Annotated in this window: 24 protein-coding genes; 7 read left to right on the top strand and 17 right to left on the bottom strand. The window is 51.4% G+C overall.

Annotated elements, in window-relative coordinates; all coding sequences use genetic code 11:
- Positions 1–274: 274 nt before the first annotated feature.
- From FW767_RS00325 to FW767_RS00350, 6 genes are all read right to left on the bottom strand, one after another.
- On the bottom strand, positions 275–844 hold the full coding sequence (locus tag FW767_RS00325) for an FKBP-type peptidyl-prolyl cis-trans isomerase (RefSeq protein ID WP_121698399.1): 570 nt from the start codon (positions 842–844) through the stop codon (positions 275–277).
- A gap of 97 nt (positions 845–941) precedes the next feature.
- Complete coding sequence (gene mgtE, locus FW767_RS00330; protein WP_121698400.1) at positions 942–2,312, bottom strand: magnesium transporter; 1,371 nt, start codon at positions 2,310–2,312, stop codon at positions 942–944.
- On the bottom strand, positions 2,309–3,106 hold the full coding sequence (gene rsmA / locus FW767_RS00335; RefSeq protein ID WP_121698401.1) for a 16S rRNA (adenine(1518)-N(6)/adenine(1519)-N(6))-dimethyltransferase RsmA: 798 nt from the start codon (positions 3,104–3,106) through the stop codon (positions 2,309–2,311). Before rsmA ends, mgtE begins: the two co-directional genes overlap by 4 nt.
- A 105-nt stretch (positions 3,107–3,211) precedes the next feature.
- Complete coding sequence (locus FW767_RS00340; protein WP_121698402.1) at positions 3,212–3,922, bottom strand: M48 family metallopeptidase; 711 nt, start codon at positions 3,920–3,922, stop codon at positions 3,212–3,214.
- Between the two features lie 2 nt (positions 3,923–3,924).
- Positions 3,925–4,788 (bottom strand): NAD kinase, encoded by an 864-nt coding sequence (locus FW767_RS00345; RefSeq protein WP_205523750.1) that lies wholly within the window; start codon positions 4,786–4,788, stop codon positions 3,925–3,927.
- Between the two features lie 4 nt (positions 4,789–4,792).
- Positions 4,793–5,332, bottom strand: coding sequence for a hypothetical protein (locus tag FW767_RS00350; RefSeq protein ID WP_121698404.1), 540 nt, complete (start codon positions 5,330–5,332; stop codon positions 4,793–4,795).
- Between the two features lie 146 nt (positions 5,333–5,478).
- Here FW767_RS00350 and FW767_RS00355 point away from each other — a divergent pair, with 146 nt between their 5' ends.
- Genes FW767_RS00355 through queG form a run of 7 tightly spaced genes read left to right on the top strand, consistent with a single transcriptional unit; the run spans position 5,479 to position 13,286 of the window.
- Positions 5,479–6,192, top strand: coding sequence for a pyridoxine 5'-phosphate synthase (locus FW767_RS00355; protein WP_121698405.1), 714 nt, complete (start codon positions 5,479–5,481; stop codon positions 6,190–6,192).
- A gap of 48 nt (positions 6,193–6,240) precedes the next feature.
- Positions 6,241–6,969, top strand: a complete 729-nt coding sequence (locus FW767_RS00360; RefSeq protein ID WP_121698406.1) for a MotA/TolQ/ExbB proton channel family protein — start codon at positions 6,241–6,243, stop codon at positions 6,967–6,969.
- Positions 6,970–6,982: 13 nt separating this feature from the next.
- Positions 6,983–7,435: an ExbD/TolR family protein gene (locus FW767_RS00365; protein WP_121698407.1), complete on the top strand. Its 453-nt coding sequence runs from the start codon at positions 6,983–6,985 to the stop codon at positions 7,433–7,435.
- 13 nt (positions 7,436–7,448) lie between these two features.
- Positions 7,449–8,258, top strand: a complete 810-nt coding sequence (locus tag FW767_RS00370; RefSeq protein WP_147438705.1) for a hypothetical protein — start codon at positions 7,449–7,451, stop codon at positions 8,256–8,258.
- Positions 8,259–8,274: 16 nt separating this feature from the next.
- Entirely contained in the window at positions 8,275–11,736 is a 3,462-nt protein-coding gene (locus tag FW767_RS00375; protein ID WP_121698409.1) for a glycosyltransferase family 117 protein, read from the top strand.
- Between the two features lie 22 nt (positions 11,737–11,758).
- Complete coding sequence (locus tag FW767_RS00380; RefSeq protein ID WP_150980256.1) at positions 11,759–12,376, top strand: polysaccharide deacetylase family protein; 618 nt, start codon at positions 11,759–11,761, stop codon at positions 12,374–12,376.
- A complete protein-coding gene (gene queG, locus FW767_RS00385) occupies positions 12,351–13,286 on the top strand; it encodes a tRNA epoxyqueuosine(34) reductase QueG (protein ID WP_121698411.1) in 936 nt (311 codons plus the stop codon). Before FW767_RS00380 ends, queG begins: the two co-directional genes overlap by 26 nt.
- Positions 13,287–13,353: 67 nt before the next feature.
- On the opposite strand, the gene pfkA is transcribed toward queG, so the two are convergent.
- The 11 genes from pfkA to FW767_RS00440 form a co-directional block, all read right to left on the bottom strand.
- Positions 13,354–14,334 (bottom strand): 6-phosphofructokinase, encoded by a 981-nt coding sequence (pfkA, locus tag FW767_RS00390; RefSeq protein ID WP_121698412.1) that lies wholly within the window; start codon positions 14,332–14,334, stop codon positions 13,354–13,356.
- A 93-nt stretch (positions 14,335–14,427) separates the two neighbouring features.
- Positions 14,428–14,961: a hypothetical protein gene (locus FW767_RS00395; protein WP_147438707.1), complete on the bottom strand. Its 534-nt coding sequence runs from the start codon at positions 14,959–14,961 to the stop codon at positions 14,428–14,430.
- A gap of 19 nt (positions 14,962–14,980) precedes the next feature.
- Entirely contained in the window at positions 14,981–15,982 is a 1,002-nt protein-coding gene (locus FW767_RS00400) for a lysylphosphatidylglycerol synthase transmembrane domain-containing protein (protein ID WP_205523751.1), read from the bottom strand.
- Between the two features lie 56 nt (positions 15,983–16,038).
- On the bottom strand, positions 16,039–19,326 hold the full coding sequence (locus FW767_RS00405) for a UvrD-helicase domain-containing protein (RefSeq protein ID WP_121698415.1): 3,288 nt from the start codon (positions 19,324–19,326) through the stop codon (positions 16,039–16,041).
- A gap of 13 nt (positions 19,327–19,339) precedes the next feature.
- Positions 19,340–19,690, bottom strand: a complete 351-nt coding sequence (locus tag FW767_RS00410; protein WP_121698416.1) for a translation initiation factor — start codon at positions 19,688–19,690, stop codon at positions 19,340–19,342.
- Between the two features lie 27 nt (positions 19,691–19,717).
- Positions 19,718–20,170: a hypothetical protein gene (locus FW767_RS00415; RefSeq protein WP_121698417.1), complete on the bottom strand. Its 453-nt coding sequence runs from the start codon at positions 20,168–20,170 to the stop codon at positions 19,718–19,720.
- A gap of 22 nt (positions 20,171–20,192) precedes the next feature.
- Positions 20,193–20,585: a hypothetical protein gene (locus FW767_RS00420; RefSeq protein ID WP_121698418.1), complete on the bottom strand. Its 393-nt coding sequence runs from the start codon at positions 20,583–20,585 to the stop codon at positions 20,193–20,195.
- Between the two features lie 41 nt (positions 20,586–20,626).
- The gene (locus FW767_RS00425) at positions 20,627–21,718 is read right to left on the bottom strand and encodes a glycosyltransferase family 4 protein (RefSeq protein ID WP_121698419.1); all 1,092 of its coding nucleotides are present in this window, start codon (positions 21,716–21,718) and stop codon (positions 20,627–20,629) included.
- Between the two features lie 7 nt (positions 21,719–21,725).
- Positions 21,726–22,727: a radical SAM protein gene (locus tag FW767_RS00430; RefSeq protein ID WP_121698420.1), complete on the bottom strand. Its 1,002-nt coding sequence runs from the start codon at positions 22,725–22,727 to the stop codon at positions 21,726–21,728.
- Between the two features lie 2 nt (positions 22,728–22,729).
- Positions 22,730–23,920 carry a glycosyltransferase gene (locus FW767_RS00435; protein ID WP_121698421.1) on the bottom strand — a complete coding sequence of 397 codons (1,191 nt, stop codon included), beginning with the start codon at positions 23,918–23,920 and terminating at the stop codon, positions 22,730–22,732.
- A gap of 27 nt (positions 23,921–23,947) precedes the next feature.
- On the bottom strand, positions 23,948–24,502 hold the full coding sequence (locus tag FW767_RS00440; protein WP_121698422.1) for a DJ-1 family glyoxalase III: 555 nt from the start codon (positions 24,500–24,502) through the stop codon (positions 23,948–23,950).
- Positions 24,503–24,509 lie beyond the last annotated feature (7 nt).

A 24,509-nucleotide genomic window follows, 5' to 3' on the forward strand; every position in this document is an offset into this window, starting at 1 on the left:
CTTAGCGCATTAAGAATTTGAGATTTTAGTCTCACAATAATTTGAGACTCTTTCTCTTATAATCAAGAGGGACGACAAAGATCATTTTTAGTTTAAACTTCAAAAAAATTCACTATTTTCAACACTTACCCAAATCACGCCTTTACAAGACTATCACACCGATTTAAACAGATTATCACAAACAAAAGCCGGCCCAAATGGCATATAAAAACACGGGGCACGAGCCGTATGGCTCATGCCCCGTCATATTGCAGAGTGTCAATGTTTACATATATTAATGACAGCCGCCACAGCATCCGTCGTCACAGCCGCCGTCTTCGCCGCAGCTGTCATGGTCGCATCCACAGCCGCCGCAACCGTGTGCCGGCTTAAGCTCCTCCGGAGTGGCATCGCGTACTACTCCGATACTGCCTACAAACCGCACGTCCTTGCCCGCAAGCGGATGATTGAAGTCCATCACAACCTCTTTATCGGTAACCTCGAGCACCTTGCCCGAAATGCGGAAACCGTCCTGAGTCATCATGGGCACTACGGCTCCGGGCTTTATATGCTCGACATCAAACTTGCCGTCGATCTCAAACAGCTCTTTTTCAAGATGAGCCACCTGCTCCGGATCATAATTGCCGAAGCTCTCTTCCGCCGACACCTTTACGTCAAATTTATCACCTGTGGCAAGACCGTCAATAGCTTTCTCGAGCGGAGCTATAACACCGCGCGTCACCCCGAATATAATCTTTTCGGGATCTTCGGCATCCACCTGATGCACCAAGGTCTGGCCATCGTCATTCACCACATACAAGTCATAAACCATTTCGACATATTTGCCGGGTTGTATTTTTTCCATAATCGTTTATATTATATTAAATATGTACTTATTACTTTGTATTAAACAAAAACCGGGCCAAAAAAGATGTCAGATAATACTTTAACAGCACGACGGCCTAAATACTCGTGCCGAAAGCCGCGATAAGTGCCGAACTGATCGACATGTAGATAACCATGCCTATAATGTCGTTTGTTATCGATATAAACGGACCGGTGGCAAGGGCCGGATCAATTTTAAACCGCTCAAGCGTGAGTGGCACGAATGTGCCGAATATAGAAGCGAACACCACCACCGCAAACAGCGACAGCGACACCGCCACAGTGGTCACCTGTGCGGGCCCAAGCGCGAATATGTTATAGACAAGCACCAACAGAGATATGATACACGCATTGAGCAGTCCTACACCGAGCTCTTTGAAAAGCTGCTTGGTCGAACTCTTTATGTCAAGCGAGCCGTTGGCAAGACCCTGTACTATGATAGCCGACGACTGTATGCCCACATTACCTCCCGTTCCGCCGATAAGCGGTATAAACAGCGCCATAGCGGGATTCAAGGCAAAACCCGATTCGAAATGTCCGAGTATAAGCGAGTTTCCTATACCGCCAAGCATACCGATAAGCAGCCATGGCAGACGGGCCTTGGTCTGGTGAAACATAGTATCGTTACTCTCTATATCGCCTGAAAGACCCGAAGCCAGCTGGTAGTCACGCTCGCTCTGCTCACGCGCCTCATCCATAACGTCATCAACAGTAATCTGCCCCACAAGGCGTCCGATAGAGTCTACGACAGGCATAGCCACAAGGTCATACTTCTCAAAATCGAGTGTCAGTTCGTCGACCGGAGTATCGGTTTTAACCGACACAGGATCAAGTTCCATGACATGCTTTATCTTGGACACCGACGGATGGGTTATCATCTTTTTCAACGGAAACACACCCCGCAGACGATAATCATTATCCACCACATATACATAATATATATCGTCAAGATCCTCGGCCTGCTTACGCATCTCCTGAACGCACTGAGGCATACTCCAGTTCTCGTTTACGACGATCATCTCCGTGCCCATAAGGCCTCCGGCAGTGTCTTCGTCATACTTCAGCAGGTCTATGATGTCGCCGGCCTGCTCCACATCGTCGATGTGCGACAGAATCTCGTCACGGTCCTCCTCGTCAAGCTCCTGAATGATGTCGACCGCATCGTCGGTATCGAGATGATCTATGACCTGCTTGGCGATATCTTCGCTTGACATGGCGCTAAGCAGCTTGTGACGGTCATCCTCGTCAAGCTCCATAAGCACATCGGCGGCTTGGTCGGCATCAAGTAATCTAAACAGAAATTCAGCCTGTTCGAGATCAAGGTCGCGATATAGCTCGGCAATATCGGCCGGATGAAGTTTGGAAAGCTCCGTCCGTGCCGTATCCTCGTCGCGATTGTCTATCACGCCCGTTATATGCTCGAGATATTCAGGTGTATACTCTTTCATCGGCACATAGAGCCGTCACGCATGGCGGCAATTTTTTTTGTAAGTTCCACAAACCGGTCCACACCGAGCTGTTCGGGTCTCATGGCCCAGACCGGGTCCTCGTCAACCGCCACCGAAGGAGGCAGAAGTCCACGCAATGAGTTGCGCAACGTCTTTCGCCGCTGACCGAAAGAGGTTTTCACCACTGTTTTGAACAAACGTTCGTCACAGCCGAGACTCGTCACCGAGTTGCGCGTGCAGCGTATGACACCCGATTTCACTTTTGGCGGCGGATTAAATACATGTTCGTCCACGGTAAACAGATACTCCACATCATACCATGCCTGAAGCAGCACGCTAAGTATACCGTATACTTTTGAACCGGGTCCGGCGGCAAGCCTCTCGGCGACCTCCTTCTGCAGCATGCCCGAACAGCATGGTATGGAGTCCTTATAATCAAGAACCTTGAAAAATATCTGCGACGATATGTTGTACGGATAATTGCCTATGACGCAAAACTTGCGTCCACCCATCAGCACCGACAGGTCCATCTGCAGGAAATCTCCGTCGACTATCCTGCCTTTCAATTCCGGAAAATTCTCATTCAGATAATCAACGCTCTCCTTGTCGATCTCGACGACAGTGACATCATGGCCTCCGTCAATAAGATACTCGGTAAGCACACCCATGCCGGGCCCTACTTCGAGTACAGGCACACCCTTATACATGTCAAGAGTGGAGGCAATGCGCTCCGCGACCGACTTGTCGGTAAGAAAATGCTGGCCGAGAGCCTTTTTGGGTTTAACTTTCTGCATGGACCGGTAAATTTTATCAATTAACCTACAAACTTAGCCAGAATTTTCGAAAAGCCCAAGGAAAAACCGCCCAATATAAAAAAATGAAACCATGAACGGCTGCATTCAGCGAAGTATAGGCCAGCGGTAAGACTTCAGAGCGGCTATGCAGGCTGCTTCACGGCCGCCGCAATAACGGTCGCAAAGTTCATGAAAACGCCGGGAGTGACACATATAGGTAAGATGAGCGAGTTCATGACATATGATATAATCGCGAAGCTCCCGAGGCAAAAACACAAGCGCATGACTGAGATGGATGGACCGGGCCGAAGTGCACTTGCCGAGCGTACGGTAACCGCTCATTATATGCCACGAAGCAGGCTCCACACCAAGGCGCCGGGCAAGCTCAGCCGCCGCAGGCAGAAGCATACGAGGCGCTACCTTCGCCGCCACGCGGCACATCATAGAGCTTACCATACAGCGGCCTTTGTCCGACGACATATCTATATCGGTGCCTACTTCAAGGTAAGCACGGTCTTCTTTGACCGTCGCAAGGATTGAAGCCGGACGATGGCTCTGACTTTTTATCTCAAAAACAAAACCGTCAAGCGCAATGACCATATCGTCATAATACGACACTGCAGGACGCTTTGACATAAGCCGCGGAGCAAGACGGTCAAGCACATCGAGTATCTCACGGTCCACGACACCGGAAGGCACCGTCAGATGCACCACCCCGTCGCGCCAACGGGCTATAAACCGTCGCGCATCGGAACGCTCTGAAACACATACATCGCCCAGTACGTCATGCCGTATATTACAGCGCGAAAGTATCATGCTTATCCGGCTCCCCAGAGCAATTTGGAGCGAAGGGTGTCGACAAAGCGGTGATCAAGGCGTTGCACGACTTTTGTCACAAACGGCGCCCGCTTCATGACAATAGTAGTATTGACAGGCAACGTCACCGAGCGACCGTCAAGGCTCACACGGTAGGAACTCGTCCGCGACAACGTAGTGACCGACACCACACTGTCGTCACTTACCACAAGCGGCCTCATGGTCAGCGAATGGGCGGCTACGGGCGATATGACCCATACCGGCGCCGAAGGCGCTACGATAGGCCCTCCAACCGACAGATTGTATCCGGTAGAGCCCGTGGGAGTGGATATAATAAGCCCGTCGGCACGGTAATCGGCAAGTCCCGCACCGTCTATAGAAGCCTTCATGTTGATCATCGAAGCGGTATCCTGCTTTAGAATCGCCACTTCATTAAGTGCATACGGCCAGCAGTCAATCATGATTTCGGGCGAGGTCACTTCAATCATCGTACGGTTCTCCACCCTGAATTCGCCATTGAACAGATTATCAAGACCTGCATCCATTTCATCGACTTTCACATCGGCAAGATAGCCGAGATGCCCTGTATTTATCCCTAAAACAGGTATCTCTTTGCTGCCCACACGCTGTGCCGTGCGCAAAAACGTGCCGTCGCCACCTATGCTAAGCGCTATCGCGGCGTTGAAGTCTTCGCCTGTTATGATGCCGTTGACTTTGGGCGGCGCAGGGAGCATGCGGCACAGATAATCGTAAAACGAGCGCTCCATCTCAACCCTCGCATTCCGGAGCGACAAGCGCTCAAAAAGTTGCAGAAGTTTATCAAGATGCTGTTCTTGATAAGTATTTCCGAATACTGCTATCCTCATAATATCACACTTCAAGATAATGGAGCAATGCGTTGACCCTGTCGACCATATCGGCATTGAACGCACCGGGAGTGCCGGTCATGCTAAGCGTGTCGTAACCATAACGGGCAAGTGACCTCGCCACCGACTCACCGCGCGAATGATTGACCCTTATAAGTATCGTGGTGGGGCTGTCGGGCTCCGTGCCGCCCACCACATTAAGATTAAGCAGGTGCGCATCGGCATCCTCCACGGCGTGGGCTATGGCCGAAGCGCTGTACATGCTTGGCGGACAGGTCACCATAAGCTCCGAATATTCATTAAGCTGAGGAAACAGAGATGACAATGCTACAAGCATCGACATGCTGTCGACAGCCCCCAAGCGCTCTCCAGTATCGTCGTCAACGACAGGAACCACTTCGGCCCCCGAAGCCATATGCTCCAGCACCAGCGACAGCGGCGCCGATGCTTTAACGGCCTTACTTTCGGAATACGGCCCGTCATTACGGCCCGAAACGGCCGATATAGGTATAATTTGAGGCGATATAATATCTTTTGCGGTCAAAACGTTTCGTGGTTTTATTATTTCTGACTATTTTTGCAGTTGCATTTGTTGCAATAATAGGTTACAAATATACGGATTTTTCTCCACACAGACGTAACTTTTTATTATAACAACACATTACGACTAAACTGAGATTAATAAAAAGAATGACTAATCTAAGTGTTAATATCAACAAAGTAGCTACACTCCGCAACGCCCGCGGCGAGAATGTGCCCGATGTGGAGCGTGTTGCAGTTGACTGCGAAACGTTTGGTGCGCAAGGCATAACCGTTCACCCCCGGCCCGACGAACGTCACATAAAGCATGAGGACGTATTTGCTCTGCGTCCGCTTATAAAGACCGAATTCAACATAGAGGGATACCCGAGCCCGGAATTTATGGATCTCGTGCTCAAAGTAAAGCCCGAACAGGTGACTCTCGTACCCGACGCTCCCGACGCCTTGACATCCAATGCAGGATGGAATGTTACAGAACATAAGGAATTTCTTACCGAGATAATTGACCGTCTGCGTGAAGCCGGCATAAGATCATCGGTGTTTGTCGATCCTGACGTAGCTATGATAAAAGCGGCAGCCAAGACCGGAGCGGACCGTGTGGAGCTATATACAAAGCCCTATGCCGACATGTATCCGTCCGATCCCGAAAAGGCGGTGGCGCCATATGTGGAAGCGAGCAAGGCGGCCCACAACTGCGGTCTCGGCGTCAATGCCGGCCACGATCTGAACCTCGCCAACCTCAGATATTTCCACGAAAAAGTACCATACCTCAATGAAGTGTCCATAGGGCATGCCATTATCGCCGACGCCCTGTACTTGGGCCTGAAAGAGACGATAAAGCAATACAAAGAGTGCCTTTCATAAATAGCAATCGACAAGTAATCACATCATAAAACATTCATAATCATAATTATGTCAATCCTCAACTCGATTATCGCACAGAGTGCCGAACAGTTTGCCGACACGGTAAGTGCCATAAGCACTGTGGCGACACCCACCGCGACCGTATCCCCCGAACCGGTGGAGTTGTCCATGTGGGAACTGTGCATGAAAGGCGGCTTCATCATGATACCCCTCGCTATTCTGCTTATAATCAGCATATACATATTTATAGAACGCTACATAGTCATACAGCGTGCGGCCCGTGAGGACGCCTCGTTCATGAAGCGCATAAAAGACTACATTCATGAAGGCGAAATAGAAAGCGCCAAAAATCTCTGCAAGAAAGACGGCACGCCCTACAGCCGGCTAATACTCAAAGGCATAAGTCGCATAGGACGCCCGATGAACGATGTGCTTGTTGCCATCGAAAACACCGGCAACCTCGAGATAGCCAATCTCGGCAAGGGCCTCACTTGGCTTGCCACAGCCGCAGCAGGAGCGCCGATGCTCGGATTCTTGGGCACCGTAGTGGGCATGGTCGAGGCTTTCTTCGCACTCGCCAACGCAGGTTCATCGGCCAATGTCAGCGTACTTGCCGGTGGTATCTACGAGGCGCTCGTCACCACCGTAGCCGGTCTTGCCGTAGGCATCGTGGCCCTGTTTGCCTACAACGCGCTGGTAGCAAAACTAAACGGCGTCATGAAGCTGCTCGAAGGTAAAACTATGGAATTCATGGACCTGCTCAACGAGCCGGCATAATACCTGACAAGACATGGCACTTAAACGTCAACATGACATGATGGCAATGTTCTCGATGGCGTCGATGACCGACGTTATCTTCCTGTTGCTCATCTTTTTCATGATAACATCCACATTTGTATTTCCCACGGCGCTTGAGGTAAACCTGCCCCAAAGTTCGGTGCAGACGGCGCTCAAGCCCGGCACAAGGGTATACATAGACAAGGACAACAACCTGTATGCGTCATTCGGCGACGAAGAGCCCCAGTCTATAGACACCACGTCGCTTCTTACGTTTCTGCAGCTCGCACAGCAGAACGAGCCCGAAGGCTTCATAGCCATCTATGCCGATGAAGAGGTGACTTACGGAAAAATAGTGGAGGTGCTCGACATGGGGGCCCGCAACAACCTGAAGATGGTGCTCGCGACAAAACCCGCACAACTGCCGGACACACCGGCCGCACCGTCGATAGACCAAATACAATAACAAGTCATTGAAAATGACACAGCAACAACGCGACAGAATAACGGCTTCAGCAATTACCATTACGGTAATGACACTTCTTGTCATTGCCTTGACTTGCCTGTACTATCGCGTCACGATACCTCCGATGGAGGAACGCCGCTGGCCGCCGGTGGACTCAAGCGAAATCGTATTCGGCGGTGAATTTGTAAAACTCGGCGACATGCCGGTACCGGTTCAGGAAACCGATAATAGGCCTGTACCTGACAACGCGGCCGATGCCGCACTTGAAGGCAGCGACCTGACTGATGCCGGAGAGGCTGTAGCCGAAACACCGCCCTTGGTAAGCACTGCCAACGAGTCGCCGATGAAGGTCAAAGAGAAACCGAAGCCTGAAAAAACAGGCCCTACAAAAGAAGAACTTGCCGAACAGGCACGAATAAAACGCGAGAAGGAAGAAGCCGAGAAGCAAGCCCGTATTAAAAACAAGATGCGCACCGGCTTCAACAATACAAAAAAGGCAGGCAAAGGCGAGTCAGGCTCACCCAACGGCAATTCCAATACCGGAGCCCTTAGCGGCATGGCCGGACACAGCCTCAAAGGACGCACCGCCGAAGCATGGGGACGCCCCAACAGCACACTGTCGGGCACAATACGCATAAGTGTCACCGTGAACCGCAAAGGGCAGGTAATAGGACTCCCTTCCTACATATGGGGAGAAGGGCCTGCAGCCGCCAACGCGGCAGTACGGCAAAACTGCATAAAAGCCTCGCAGCAATCCAAATTCTCTGTCGATCTGGAAGCCCCGGCTACACAGACCGGCGTAATCACTTGGAAATTTGAATAAGACACATTATAAACGCATGAAGAAATATCGCATAATCAACAACTCGCTCGGATGGTTTATGTTTGCCATTGCAGCAGTAACCTATCTGCTCACTATAGAGCCGACAGCGAGTTTCTGGGACTGTCCCGAATTCATATCACAAGGCTATAAACTCGAGATAGGCCACCCGCCGGGCAACCCTATCTTCATGCTTGCGGCGAGATTTTTCGTCAACTTCGCACCCGATGTACAGCACGTGGCCATGGCTGTCAACACCATGTCGGCACTGTTGAGTGCAGCCACTATACTGCTGCTTTTCTGGACCATAACCCATCTGGTACGACGACTTGTCGTTGCCGATGACGCAAAACAGATATCCCTGACCGAGATGCTCATAATATTCGGTTCGGGCATATGCGGCTCACTCGTATACACTTGGAGTGACACGTTCTGGTTTTCCGCTGTCGAAGGCGAGGTATATGCGTTCTCCTCATTCTGCACGGCCCTCGTATTCTGGCTCATACTCAAATGGGAAAACCGGGCTGACCAGCCACACAGCGACCGCTACTTGGTGCTCATCGCCTACGTGATAGGCATATCCATCGCCGTACACCTGCTCAACCTGCTCTGTATACCGGCCATAGTACTTGTGTTCTACTACAAGAAGTTCAAAAATCCCGACGGAAAAGGGTCGCTTATGGCCCTGTTCGTATCGTTTGTCATCGTGGGACTTATTCTTTACGGACTCGTTCCCGGATTTATAGAAATGGCACAGTACTGCGAACTTCTATGTGTCAACGGACTCGGATGGAGCTACAACAGCGGACCTATAATCTACACCTGCCTTACACTCGCGGTCATGATATGGGCCGTGTATGAACTATATCGCCAGAACAATGCCCTGCGTATAAAAATATCGTTCTTCCTGAGCGTATTCCTTTCGGGCATACCCTTTATAGGCGACGGCTGGTTCATACCCGTAGTCGTATTTATCGGACTGCTCCTGTATCTGTTCAAGTTCATGAAGCGTGTGCCTGTACGCATATTCAATGTTGTCGTACTGAGCATTCTTGTCATATTCATAGGCTACTCGTCCTATGCCTTGTTGCTGATACGCTCTTCGGCCAACACCCCGATGAACCAGAACTCTCCCGACAACGTGTTTGCGCTGAGCTCCTACCTCAACCGCGAGCAGTACGGTGACCGTCCCCTATTCTACGGACAGACTTTCAACTCCGGCATAGTATATCAGGTAGACGCCTCCGGACGCCCGCAGGCTCTAAAGAAAGAGGGCAAGACTCTCTACGGCAAGACCGTGAAAAAATCGCCCGACGAGCCCGACCGCTACGAAGTCACCGGCCACAAGACCGACTACGTGATGAATCCTGAACTCGACATGCTCTTCCCGCGTATGTATGACGGAAAGTATGCCGCCGCTTATCGCGACTGGACCGGAATGAAAGGAACACCGGTAAACGTCAACACATATGTTGATGAAAACGGTCGTCCCTACGGCTCCCCGCAGACCAAAATCAAGCCTACATTTGCCGAAAACCTGCAATATCTCTTCAATTACCAGATCAATCACATGTACTGGCGCTACTTCATGTGGAACTTTGCAGGCCGTCAGAATGACATTCAAGGCAACGGTGAGGTTACTCACGGCAACTGGATATCGGGCATACCGTTAATCGATAACCTGCGCCTCGGCGACCAGTCGCTTCTGCCTGACGACCTCGGAGCAGGCAACAAAGGCCATAACGTGTTTTTCATGCTGCCGCTCATTTTCGGCATCATAGGCCTCATATGGCAGTCATTTACTTCACGCCGCGGTATCGAACAATTTTGGGTTGTGGCATTCCTGTTCTTCATGACAGGCCTCGCCATAGTGTTGTATCTTAACCAGACGCCCAATCAGCCCCGCGAGCGCGACTATGCGTTTGCCGGATCGTTCTACGCATTCGCCATATGGGTGGGCATGGGAGTCGCCGGCATATGGCGTCTGCTTGTCATACTATTCAGCGACAAAGTAAAGGCAGGCGACAAGGTATCGCGTATGCTCGCCTACATTGCTGTAGCAGCCGGCATACTGCTGCCTCTTCAGGTTGTATCACAGACTTGGGATGACCATGACCGCTCCGGACGCTATACCACCCGCGATTTCGGCATGAACTACCTGTCGAGCCTCGAACCCAATGCCATTGTATTTACCAACGGCGATAACGACACTTTCCCGTTGTGGTACGCGCAGGAAGTCGAAGGCTTTCGCACCGATGTCAGGGTAGTCAACCTCTCCTATCTGACAACCGACTGGTATGTGGACCAGATGCGTCTTCCCTCTTACAACGCTCCCGCCATTGACATGATGGCCACGCCTGATATTTACGCTCATGACAAACGCCAGTTCAGCTACTACCTGCAGCCTGACACGACCAAAGTGAACGTGCTGTCAGCCCTCAAGGCACTGTATGCCGACGATGCAAACAAAAACGAGTGGGGCTTGTATGAATTCAAGTATCCCAACATGTATCTCCCCATAAACAAGGACGACATGCTGAAGTCGGGCCGTGTCACTGAAGATGAACTGCCTGCGGTTGAAGAGTATATAGACCTCAACCAAACCGAAGAGCCTGACGGCGGTCTGCGCCTCAGCAATGTCATAGCGCTTGACATGCTTGCCACAAACGCGGCCAACGGCTGGAAACGCCCCGTGTACTTCGCCATGACAGTACCTGACAGTTACTACCTGAACCTGTCGCCCTACATGCGGTCGACCGGTATGGCCTATGAAGTCGGCCCCATAAAAAACAAGGAGTATGACGGCTACCACATGGCGGTAAATACAGACAAGGCATACGATAACATTGTCAACAAGTTCCGTTGGGGAGGCCTCGACAAAGCCGAAAGCGCCGATGACATTTATCTCGACGAGACAGTGCGTCGTATGGTCACCACCACACGCACCACCATGCTCGACCTTGCCACCGCCTTGTATAACGAAGGCGTGACAGCTGAGATATACTTCCATCAGGACAGTGTGAACATGGATGCTCCGCAGCGCGACAAGATAACATCGTTCATAGCCGACCGATATGCAAAGGCACAGACCGTAATGGACCTCATGATGGACAAACTACCGGTCTACACCGCACCCTACGGAGTCACCATAGGACTGCAGATAGCCGACATATACGGACGTCTCGGTGACATAACCGACAACAAGGCCGACCAAGAGCGTGCGCTTCAGGTACTCCGTGACGAGATAGACCTGTACAAGCAGTATGTGCTCTACTTCCAGAGCCTGACTCCGGCGAAGTTTGCCACACTTACACGTACCGACCGCTACATCTACGACTCCTACTTCGTATCGCTGATATCGGCCTATGCCGAAAACGGAGGCGACGCCCAAGAACTCATGAAGCAACTGCAGAACGAAGGAGTCAACTTCAGCCGTTACTACAAGCAAAGTCCCGAAACAAGCCCTGTTAAAGTCGAATAAAGCGTCATACCCGCCGTATACTATGTTTATCGAGCAACCCCCTCTGCTGTACCGCATCCTTTTCCCGGAGGCGGTATGGCGTATAAAACGCAAGAAGCGCAAGGTTATCTACCTTACGTTTGACGACGGCCCCATACCGGAAGTCACGCCGTGGGTGCTCGACGTGCTCGATTACTACAACATAAAGGCCACATTCTTTTCCGTGGGCGATAATGTAAGACGACATCCCGAACTTCTTGAAGAGATAAAGAAGAGGGGCCATAGCTGGGGCAACCACACGATGAACCACCTGCAGGGCTTCAAAGTTGCCTCGCGCAACTATCTGCGCAACATCAAAGAGGCCGACAACCTCATTGACAGCAACCTATACCGGCCGCCGCACGGCATAATGCGATGGAGTCAGGCAAAGGTTATAAAAGATCATTTCAACATCATCATGTATGACCTCGTAACCTGCGACTACTCCAAGAAACTCAACGGAGAGCAGGTGCTCAACAACGTGAAGAAGTTTGCTCGCAACGGCTCAATAGTCGTATTTCACGACTCGCTGAAAGCCGAACGCAACTTACGCTACGCGCTTCCGCGCGCAATCGAATGGCTAAAAGAGCAAGGCTATGAATTCGAAGCCATCGATATGTAGCGATGCAGTCACCTCCGAAGCACTCCGCCTTGGAGCTACTGCCATAGGACTGGCTCGCGCGGAACCGGTCGACACAACGGCAGCAGCCCGTTACGATGCTTGGATAGCCGCCGGATGCCACGGAGATATGGGCTATATGGCACGCAACACCGGCCTGCGCAACGACCCACGCGGACTTCTTCCATCGGCCAGAACCGTCATCGTGGCTGCCTTCAACTACTTTCCACGACATCAACAACCGGCAGAAAACCCTCAGTTTGCCTACTATGCCTACGGCCGCGACTACCACGAAGTAGTGCGCGAACGGCTCGGCATGCTCGCCCACTTTATAAAAGAAAACTATGGCGGTGAAACACGTGTTTGCGTTGACACGGCTCCGATGCACGAACGATACTGGGCCCAAAAGGCCGGCATAGGCTTCGAAGGCATCAACTCACAGCTCATTATACCCGGTCAAGGGTCCTACTTTTTCCTCGGTGAAGTGCTGACATCGGTCAACTTCACCCCTTCCGAGCCATGCGACACAGATTGCGGACGTTGCGGAGCATGCATGCGTGCATGTCCCTCCGGAGCCATAAAAGGCGACGGCACAATCGACGCCTCACGCTGCCTCTCCTACCTCACTATCGAATACCGCGGCGACCTGCCGGCCGACACTCCCGCCGGTAACCGCATATACGGCTGCGACACCTGCCAGCAGGTATGCCCCCATAACCGACACGCACAACCCACGGAGATAGCCGATTTCGCCCCTTCCGACCAATTCCTTGCCCTTGACAAACAACGGCTGGCTGCATTGACTCCCGAAAGCTTCAACATCCTGTTTCGTCACTCCGCCGTAAAACGCACCAAGCTTTGCGGTCTGCTCCGCAATCTGACGCTCATATCTGACAAGAAAAAGTCAATATGAAAAAGAGGCTGCATCATTGTGAAGTGACACAGCCCCGGCAGGATATTTCGTGGAGAGATGAGTGAATTTAGATTGACAGTCGGCGGAGGGTGTTGAGCAGATCGCGGTTTATGGGCTTGTCGTTCTTGATGGCCTTGGAGAAAGGCACGTACACAATCTCATCGTTGGATATACCTATCATGACATTGCGCTGATCCTCGAGTAGAGCGTCAATTGCCGCAGAACCGAGTCGAGAGGCCAATATACGGTCAGAGGCCGTAGGCGATCCGCCACGCTGAAGATGTCCGAGTATAGACACTCTCACATCATAACCGGGATATTCGTTTTTCACACGCTCTGCAAGAGCCATGGCTCCCCCGGTGACAGGACTCTCGGCCACAAGTACTATCGACGAATTCTTACTCTTGCGGAATCCGTTCTGTATAAGTTCGCCCAACTGGTCGACCTCCGTCGATATCTCAGGAATAATAGCGGCCTCCGCACCGGAAGCGATAGCGCCGTTCAACGCAAGAAAACCGGCATCACGGCCCATCACCTCGATGAAAAAGAGTCGTTCATGGCTTGTAGCCGTATCGCGTATCTTGTCGACACACTCCATAATCGTGTTAAGAGCGGTGTCGTAGCCGATAGTGCGGTCTGTACCGTAAAGGTCATTGTCGATTGTTCCGGGCAAGCCGATGATAGGGAAGTTAAACTCGGTGGCAAATATGCGCGCACCGGTAAGCGAACCGTCACCGCCTATCACAACAAGCGCATCTATTTCATGCTGCTTTACCGTGTCATAAGCCAGCTGACGGCCTTCGGGAGTCTCAAACTCCTTGCAACGGGCGGTCTTAAGTATCGTACCGCCCATCTGTATGATATTGGATACATTCTGTGTCTTGAACTCAACGATTTCGTTGGTTATAAGACCGCGATAACCGCGATATATACCTTTTACTTTGAATCCGCTGAAAATAGCCGAACGAGTCACCGCACGTATGGCAGCGTTCATTCCCGGGGCATCGCCTCCCGACGTGAGAATACCGATTGTCTTAATCTGACCCATATCTGAATAGAATTATTAAAGTGAATACATATTACAGCATACAACCCGCAAAAATAAGCATTTGAGCCGTCAGATACAAAATTTAGAGTTTTTTTAACGTTGCGGTTCCACCTCGGTCACGATACATGTATTGGCGCCACGCCACGGAAGCATGCCCCAATACCGCTTATAAGTAACCTTTACCGGGATTGCGGTACCTTTAAATTCCGACAGTCTTCTTGCAAGTTCATCTCTGTCTACTGAAAACGTAAAATCGCGTGAATATGTTTTCGTCGAATCAACAAGCGCGCTTCTGACTATCATCTGCCCCTCCCAAGTCTTGAATAATACACCCTGCTTTTTCAGGTCAACGACATAGCCCACTTCATTCATGTCAGTCTCATAAGGATTCAAGTAGCGTACCCAGAAGCCTATGCCAAGCGCAAGAAGGACAAACAGCACCGACAACAGAATCATGCGACGCATAGGATGACGGCGACGCCGGCACGGCACGGCTCCTTCACTTCCTCCTCCGGCAGCGGCTTCTTTCTGTCCGCAGCCAAACTGTATCACCGGTTTCTGTCCGGTGTCCTCTGAAGGCTCCGGATCATCAGTCATAAAATAATCGGGTTTTGAATCTAAATCCATATTATATAGTGATTCTAAATTATCTGACGGTTTTCTGACGCTTGTCCATAGCTATCGACACAAAAGCATAAATGCCGAGAAGCACCAGAAGGCACGTCTGCGCTCCCCACACAATCATGGCGAAGGCACCGCCCTGATTTATGTCGACCCCATAAATGCCGAGAGCAAATATTATGGCAAGGTGCCACGGTCCGAGACCTCCGTTGCTGGGGATGCCCATTGATATGCTCGACAGTACAAAAGCCACAAGCGCACACACTATGCCGAGATGCGTCGTAAAAGAAAATGCAAAAAACGCCACATAAAGCTGGGTGAAATAACACCCCCATATAGCAACCGTAAGCAAAAGCCACCGGCCCTTATGAGGCATCGTGCCTACCACGGCAAAACCGTTCCAGAGATTGCGCACCGCATCACGGACCTTAAGCACCCATTTGTTATCGGTGCGGCTTACAAACAGCCATACGATAAGAGCTACGGCCACAACTCCTGCTGTCCATATCCATGGTGAATGCAGCATATTCACAATACCCTGATAAGTCTCCGGATACTTGTGTCCGAACGCCATAAACGCCTCACGGGCTATGCAGAACGTAAAAAGAGTAAGCAGCAATACCGTAACCGTATCGGCCAGACGGTCACACACCATAGAGCCGAATACCGTAGTGAACTGGGCATTCTGACGCTTGGCTATGTAACCCGTACGCCATACTTCACCAAGACGCGGAGCAAGCAGATTTATGGCATAAGTGCCGAATATACTCCACACAAGCGGCGGCAGAGGAGTATGTATATTGAGAGCATCAAGCTGTATGCTCCATCTCATAGCCCGGAATATGTGGGAAAACACACTGATTACGAGAGCCACACCTATCCACTTGTAATCGCAGTCGTTTATGGCCGCTTTCATCGTCGCGATGTCGATCTTCGTATATAGATAATAACACAGCCATGCACTCAAGGCCACAGGCAATATATACTTGAGCAGGTCCTTTAATATTTTGCTTGTCTGCTTTTTCAAAACCAAGGTACTTTTAATTTTGCAAAGATAGTAATATTTGGCTAATATACGACCCCTTACACCTCAATTATAGTGCCCTGAAGGGGATACCACAGATAGCCGCGCACATCCACGCCGGGAAACATACCGGACACGTAGTGCACATACCGTCCTACCTGACGCAGGTAGCGCGACGACTCCTCTTCTCCAAACTTATAATCGACAATGTCGATATGTCCGTAGGCAGTCCATACGATCCGGTCGGGACGATAATGACGGGTATCGTCATCGCCCGCGGCAACAAACGTACGCTCGGTCAGAAGCCGCCGATAGCCGTTAAACCAAGCATATACCCGACTGTCAGCCAATGCGCCGGTTATAACGTCGACATACGACTTCGACTCCTCTTCCGGAATGAATCCGCGCATCACCCTCCGCCTTACGGCAACCTCCACATCCTCCGGAGTGCGTATATCACTCATTATGTCGTGATATATTATACCCTTTCGCCTCGGATACGCCATCTCGTCGAAGTCCTCTATGCGACTCATCTCCCACACCTTTTCATTATCATATGAGTAGTAGGCCGGCATAGCCTTTGTGACACCGGCAGTGCGCTCACGTTCATACTTGACGGGAGTTCCGGCTGTAAACGTGCCATTGTCATCAATCTTGTCATCAAGAACCATCAGCAGGTCCGATATACAGGGCTCCGAAGAACAATACGCATAACCTACCGTATTAAACGCGGTGGCAAGCAGGGAGCCTACCGATGACTCGCCGTAGCGTCCGTCATCTTTGGCCTTGCATTTATACCCTATAAACAGTTCGTTGACAGCGCGTGTGAACGCCACATAAGCACAATTCATCACATCAAGACACTGTTTGTCTATAACAGCACGTGACTGTGCTTCAAAAGGCATGCCGGTGAGCTCTTTTCTTATCAATAGCGGCAGAAACGGCGGTATTTCATCCGGTTCGAAATTGTCGGCGAAAATACGATACGGCGCTCCCGAGTCATCGCAGGTGTCAAACCACACAAGTTCACCGAAGCGGGTATTGCTCCAAGGCCAGTCGACAAACGGCACATGTACGCACGGAAACTCAAGTCCTTTGGACTTATGCACCGTCATAACCTTTATGGCTTCGACATCGGCCGGCAGAGCAAGCGATTCAGAGCGCGCCCCTTTTGTATCCCACCACTTCAGAAACGACCGCAGGTCGGCACCCGGTTTTTCGCTGAAACCGAGTATTATATCCTGAAAGGCACATATAAACACATTGTCTGAAGCAAGACGCTCGTGCGATATGTAACGGTGTATTATCCGCTCCACTATCGACGGCAATCCCGAACCGGTAAGACCGGCTACCTCGCGCAAAAACCCGTCAGGCACCTCTTCACTGCCGAAAGCCTCCGATATAGCGCACCCCTTGTCTTCGTCACGCGACATAAAATAGCGAAACCGGCTGTATATGTCCTCCGGAGTACGGCGTACGTCAGCACATATGTCACGCTCGCGCGACAGACGCGCCGCGAGATCATGCATCACACTCGCTATCAGCTGTACCGACTGCGAGTTGCCTATCAGCAACGCATCCTCTGACATCACCTGAATGTCAGCCATTTCGCGGTCTTCGCTCTTGCGGCGCAACAGGTCGGCCACCACCGCGGCTCCTTCCGACGAAGTACGCACAAGCACCGTTATGTCGCCCTGTGAAAATCCCGATGCAAGCTGCCGCTTTATCTCTCCGGCCATGACATCAAGCACCTCCTCATTATCGTCATAACGTACCGCCTTAACATAGCCGCGCAATTGTTTCTTGGCCACACGCTGCACCACATTGGCATATATATCGTCGACACCCTTCGCCGAAGAGAGAAAACGAAACACCGTATTGTTAAAACGTACTACTTCCGATGAACTGCGCCAGTTGGTATTCTCTTCCGGTATATTGCCGTGAAGTTCGCTCTGACGGGCAAACTCACGCGGCACATCGCGCGCAATAAGATCGACATCCGAATTACGGAAACGGTATATCGACTGCTTCTCGTCGCCTATTATAAGATTGTCATTGTCGGTCGACAGGCTCTCGCGCAGCAATGACTCGATATTCAGCCACTGCAGACGCGACGTGTCCTGAAACTCGTCGATAAGGAAGTGCCTGAGCCTCACACCCATGCGCTCATAGATAAATGGAGCCTCCTCCTCGCTGATTATACGCCTCAGTATGTCATTTGTATCGCGAAGCAGTATGGCGTTGTTGTCGTTCTGATTCTCGTTTATATAACGCTGCACCTCTCCAAGCAGCCCCATAAAGTATATCTGGTCTCTTATTAGCGACAGACACTCTATATCGCGGCACATCCTCACACATTCATTGACGGTAGCGCTGACAAGACTGTCAGATCCGGCTCCGGGATAAGCGTTCTTCTTATAGCCCGAGTAATGGTTGTCAATATACGAAGCCACTGTTTTCCCGCTTGCATCGGGCACTCCCGAAGCCCACTTTTTTATACGGTTTTTAAGATGATGGGTCATGCTGCCGTATACTCCCGCCGCTTCGAGAAGCGCATCTCTCTCCGACGCATAGCTTCGCAACAATGCCGGGTACTCGCGGGTCACCTTGTCAAGACGCTTCATGAAGCCGTGTATAAGGTTGCTGTCATCAAGATACGCATCGATTTCGCGGGCATGTATCTTATATGTCTCCGATAAGGCGCTGCGCACAAACTTATGCAGGTCCTCGATTATCCTCGTGCGGCGGTTGAACAGCAGGAAGCCTTTGCCGTCGCGCATCAGTTTACGCATGAACTGCTTAAGCCATACTTCAAGAAGACGTATGCGCCTGTTGCCTGACATCTCTTCGGCAGTGGCCCTGTTTATCGAGCTGAGCATCGAGTCCACCCCCACTATTATGGCGTTCTCGTCATCAAGGTCCACATCGTAATTGCCGGTAAGGTTGGCTTCGCGGGCAAACGTACGCAGTACAGTCTGAAAAAATGAGTCAATCGTGCTTATATTAAAGTTGCCATAGTCGCCGAGCAAAGACTGCAAAGCGGCCGAGGCACTCTTACGCAGACTATCGGGCGAGCATCCGAATTCCGTGCACATACGCTCCTCATAGTCACTGCGGCCCTCTCCTTTGCCGGCCAAGAGAGCAAGCTGGTGCACAATGCGGCGCTTCATCTCCTCCGTGGCCTTGTTGGTAAACGTTATGGCGAGTATCGACCTATGTCGTTTTCCGTCGCGGGCAAGACGATAGACACCGTTCTCGTCTTTATAACCGAGAAGCAGTTTTATATAATTGTAGGCAAGCGTATAGGTCTTTCCCGAGCCGGCCGAAGCCTTGTGTATCTGCAGCATAAACAGGATGGTGCTAAATAATGCGGGCTTTGTAGCCCAACGACTTCAGAAGCTCGAGGAGCTCCTTGCGGCGGTCGCCCTGTATAAGTATCTCCCCTCCGCGGGCCGACCCTCCGGTAGCAAGACGACGTTTGAGCAGAGCGGCAAGCTCAAGCAGGTCTTGGTCAGACCCTTGAAATCCGGTTATAATGGTCGCCTGCTTGCCTCCGCGACCTTTTTTCTCCAATATTATGTCGAGGCGGAAGTCAGTCACTCCCGTCTTATCTTCATGCAACACCTCGGCAGGGGTCTCGTCGCCTTGCGGCAGGTCAGGATTATTGGCGAGAAAGGCCTGCATGGCAGCCTGCATATCGTTGGTCTTCATCTAAAAGGACGGTTTAATAAGAATTCATCAATCATATTCGGCGGCCAAGCTGTCGACCGCAGCAGCCGGCATCTCCGACAGTTCGTCCACAGGACTCTCCGGCGTGCCTACCATCGACTCAAGCAAAGCGCCGTAAGCCATGTCGTCGACATCAAGACGGCTGTAATAATCACGTGCGGCAACAGGATTGATGCTGAACGCCTTTATATAACACTGCTTGGCGATATCCATGTTGTCATCACGTCCTGCCGAGTCGGCTATCTTCATATAGAATATCGACAGGTCGCAGAGCACACCTATATTTTCGCTTATAGAGTCGGTCTTGCTCTCACGCAAGTCATCGCATATGCTCTTTGCCGACCTGTAGTCGTCACGGTCGAGAGCCATACGGGCCTCTTCCATGCTCTCGCTCACGCTTGCCGAACCGCAGCTACACAGCATGAACAGTACCGGCAGTATGACAATATATAAAAATCTCATATATACTTTCGTTTATAAACGGTTATTTCGTGTTTTTTCGGCTATAAAGATACTCTATGCCGTCCTTCTCCAGAATCAGGACCGACTTGTCGTGCGACACGACCTTGCGTGTCAGCCGAGGCACGACGTCACCCATAATCGATGTATCGCCCTTGGTCTTTATGCTGGCGAGGTCATTGACTATTACAAGCGAGTCGTTCTCAACGTTCCATGTGCCGGCTACCTCCATCATCAGCACATCGGGATGTATGTTGCGCACTATACATGTACCGTCGCCGTTCAGCTCAAATACAGGCAACTCTGACGATATCTGGGTATTGTAGTAGTCCCCCGTCATTTTTTTCGCCTCCGGTGACAGATTTCCGCACGACATGCACAAACATGATACAGCCGCTATCGACAATACTTTGTTCATATAGTGTTTTTATATATAAACACAAATATCGTAAAATATTTTCATTGATGCAATAGACCGTGATATACATTTTCCACTCGCCGGGCTATGGCATTCCAGTCATAACGCGACATGTCATAAGAGCGCACAGACCTGTCACGCAGCTTGCGTTCTATCACCCGGGCCATCTCCTCGACATCGCCGACGGCAAAAAAATCGTCAGGCGAGAGTTCAGCCAGCCGGTTGGCTCCGATATCACTGACCGCCACATCAAGGCCGTAACTCATAGCCTCAAGGAGAGCTATTGGCAGTCCCTCATGATAGGAGGGCAATACAAAAAGCGCCGCGCCCGACATGACCTCCGCAAGTTCTCGTCCTTTTATATATCCGGTAAGCACAGCACCGGCATCGGCCGCAGTTTTCTTCAGACTGGCAGAATAATCATCTTCATGATCACAGTCGCCGGCTATTACCAGTTTCATGCCGCAGTCACCCAATAGCCGGTAAGCCTCCACAAGGTCATGAAATCCTTTTTCCTTCACAAAGCGCCCCACAGCCAGTATATATCGGCCCGGGCTGACTCCTGTTTTATCTAAAAACCGTGTATCCGTCACCCTACACGGGCTGTTGACCCCGTTAAATATCACCTCTATATCTTCTCGCCCGTAATCACTACGTATCAATTCGGCAATGAGTTCCGATATGGCTATAACGCTATGGCTGTACCGGATGCCCAAACGTTCTCCGCTCCGGAGCATCCATCGGGCCATACGGCCCCATTTGGCCCGGTTATAGTCGGGTCCGTGATCGGTCATGACCACTTTTAGCCCTGCCAGTCGGGCTAAAGGCACCAGCAAAGACGGTCCTACGGCATGTATGTGAAGCAGTTCGGCACCCATCTTTTTGGCTGCCAACACCGACAAGAATGTGTGCACCACAGCTTCAAAACACTTTCTGCGAGGGGCATATATATCGACCAGCTTCACGCCTTTGTACTCTTTAATGCGGTTCTTGTCTGTAACGTACGGAGTACGTCGCATGACAATGACCTCATGGCCCATGGCGGCAATACGCGGGTAAAGCTCCTCGCAGTGGGTCTCCACTCCGCCCGCAATGCCGGGAAAACCCCGTGTGCCCGTAACAGCAATCCTCATCGTATACTTATTTTATTGTCGGTTTCAGTCCTGCCATGACACGCAGTTTGTTTTCAATCACCCAGAGCGCCGGCGCCATTATGTGCCTCTTCATCGACGGAGCGGCAGTACCGACCATCCAACAGTTTTTGGGGCAGTGTCTTACTTTGTCACGCACGGCTGCGGCACGTTCACTGCGCCACACCGCGTCGAAGCCTCCGGCGCGTATATTGCCCATCGGTTCTTTCCACAGTCGCTCTTCAAGTCCGTTGCACGGATATATGTCACCCTTCGGATCAATAAAAAAGTTAACCGAACCGGCTTCGCACGGCAACAGCCGCGACTTGCCTTCGATATATCTTATAAGCCCCATGTTGAAATAAGCCCTGAACCATGACTTGGGACTGTACTCCTTCAGCTGCCGTCCGATAAGAGTATGAAAGTCGCCGGTTACACGCCGGCGGTCGGTTATGACGTTGTCATACTTGTGAAAGTAATAGGAGTTGTGAAAGGCGGCTGTGGCAAATTCGAGCCCCAGCTCACGCGACAAATCATAAAGCCTCAGCATATCGCCCGAGTTACGGTCCGACACAGTGCAGCCGAAGCCTATGTCACGCAACCCCGTATCCTTAAGCGCTCGAAGCAGTCTTACGCCCTTGTCAAAGCCACCTGCGCGGCCGCGCAATTCGTCATTGGTCTCCGCCATTCCTTCGATGGACACCCTGATGCCTATGTCGGGAAACTGCCGCGCAATCGCCAAGACCCGGTCATCGTACCACCCGGAAGTCGATATGACAATGCGTCCGGTGTGGCGGTAACACTCCTCGATTATTTCCGGCAGGTCCTCGCGTATAAACGGCTCACCACCCGTAAGATTGATAAATTTAAGCCGCGGCAGCGACACAAGATCGGAAGCCTTTATCTCATCGGCGCTGTCGGTAGGGTATTTCCATATGTTGCACATCTGGCACCGCATAGGACATCGGTAAGTAAGTATGACCGACGCGTCGGTAGGACCGTGAACTTTCATAATCAATAAATGTCCGTTAATGAATTATAGTGTCTTTGGGCGGAAAAACGCGAGAAAGCGCGGCGCCCTATGGCGTCATAATTCCAATGCCGTGAGGAAGCCTCCATGACTGCGGCTGAAAGGGCGGTTTCGTCACCGGGATTGAAGCACAGTCCGTCGCCGTCATCGATTAGCTCGGGAATGCCCCCTATTTTCGCCCCCACGACAGGAGTGCCGGCACATAACGACTCGATGACACTCAGAGGACAGTTTTCGTACCACTCGGATGGCATCACCGAAAACTTGGCATGTGACAGTTGCCGTGCCACCTCCGCAGCATCGCAATTGCCTAAAAAACGTATATTGCCACAAGAGGCATAACGCCCTCGCAGAGCGTCGGCCAAAGGTCCGTCACCAATCAGATGCAGGCGTAAGTCCATACGCGACAACACTTCAAGAAGCCTTACCACCCCTTTTTCAGGCGACAGCCGGCCTACGTAGCAGCAGTAGTCCTCACGTGCGGCATCATCGCATACCGGCAGCATGGCGGCCGCATCATACGGCACGAAGTTGTTGATGACAGCCAGTTTGTCGGCAGAAAATCCGCAACCAAGCATCTTGGTGTACATAAACCGGCTCGGACATATGAAACGGTCGACCGACTCCGTAAGGCGTTGCCGGTTCCACTTCAGCGCCTCGATGAAAGCGGCAGCGCTCGCGACCAAAGAGCCTTTCATGCAACGGCGCCGCATGACAGCGGTCCTGTCGGCAAAGCAGGATTCGCATATCTCGCCCCTGCACAGGCAGGAATACGACGGACACACGAGCTTGTAGTCATGAAGCGTCCACACCGTTTTTATGCCACGCCGGGCAGCTACTTCCGCAATTACGGGCGACAGATAGGAATGTATATTGTTGAGGTGCACGACATCGGGGCGGAAAGCGTCCAGCATAGCGGCAAACGAGCGTTTCGCACCGGCATATCCCAACGTGCGAGCCATGGCTTGTAGACGCCCACGCCACGGACCGTCAAAACCGACTCCGGGAGCAAACAAAGATGCATAGTCTGACTGCAGATTAAGGCTGTGGCTCATGGACCATACGGCCACATCATGACCGTGACTGAGCAACAGCCGCTCGAGAGCAAGCGTGTAAACGCAGTCACCGCCGCGCCGATAATAAAACTTATTGACAAGCAAAATCCGTTTTTTCATCGGCACAAAAATAGTCCAAATACCCGATTATACCAACATGCCCGAGGCCACAGACGACGCCACATCATCGCCAAGCGTCTCGGCTACGATGGCAAATCCGAAGACAAAAGCCGATGACGGACCGTTGGCCGTTATAAGATTGCCGCTTATAACCACCCTGTTGTCGACATATTTGCCGCCGTTATCCACAAGCTGATCCTTGAATGAAGGATAGCAGGTGGCCTCCTGCCCGCGAAGTATACCGAGCGGCCCGAGCACGACAGCCGGAGCGGCACATATGGCGGCTATGCGTCCACCTTTAACCCACTGCTTGCCAAGCATGTCACACACCTTTCCCGAGGCGGCCACGTTAGTAGACCCGGGCATGCCTCCCGGCACTATAAGCCACTCGGCATCGTAAGCGTCTATTTCATCGACAGTCTTGTCAGCGGTCACTGTAACCCCGTGAGCGCTCTTTACCTTGTTGTCGGATGTAACCGACACCGTATATACTTCCATTCCGGCACGACGCATGATGTCGACCGTTGCCAGAGCCTCTATATCCTCGAAGCCCTCGGCAAGAAACAAATAAGATGTTTTCATTTCAATA

Origin of the sequence: Heminiphilus faecis (genome assembly GCF_008728965.1) — a bacterium.
In the GTDB taxonomy this organism is placed as follows: domain Bacteria; phylum Bacteroidota; class Bacteroidia; order Bacteroidales; family Muribaculaceae; genus Muribaculum; species Muribaculum faecis.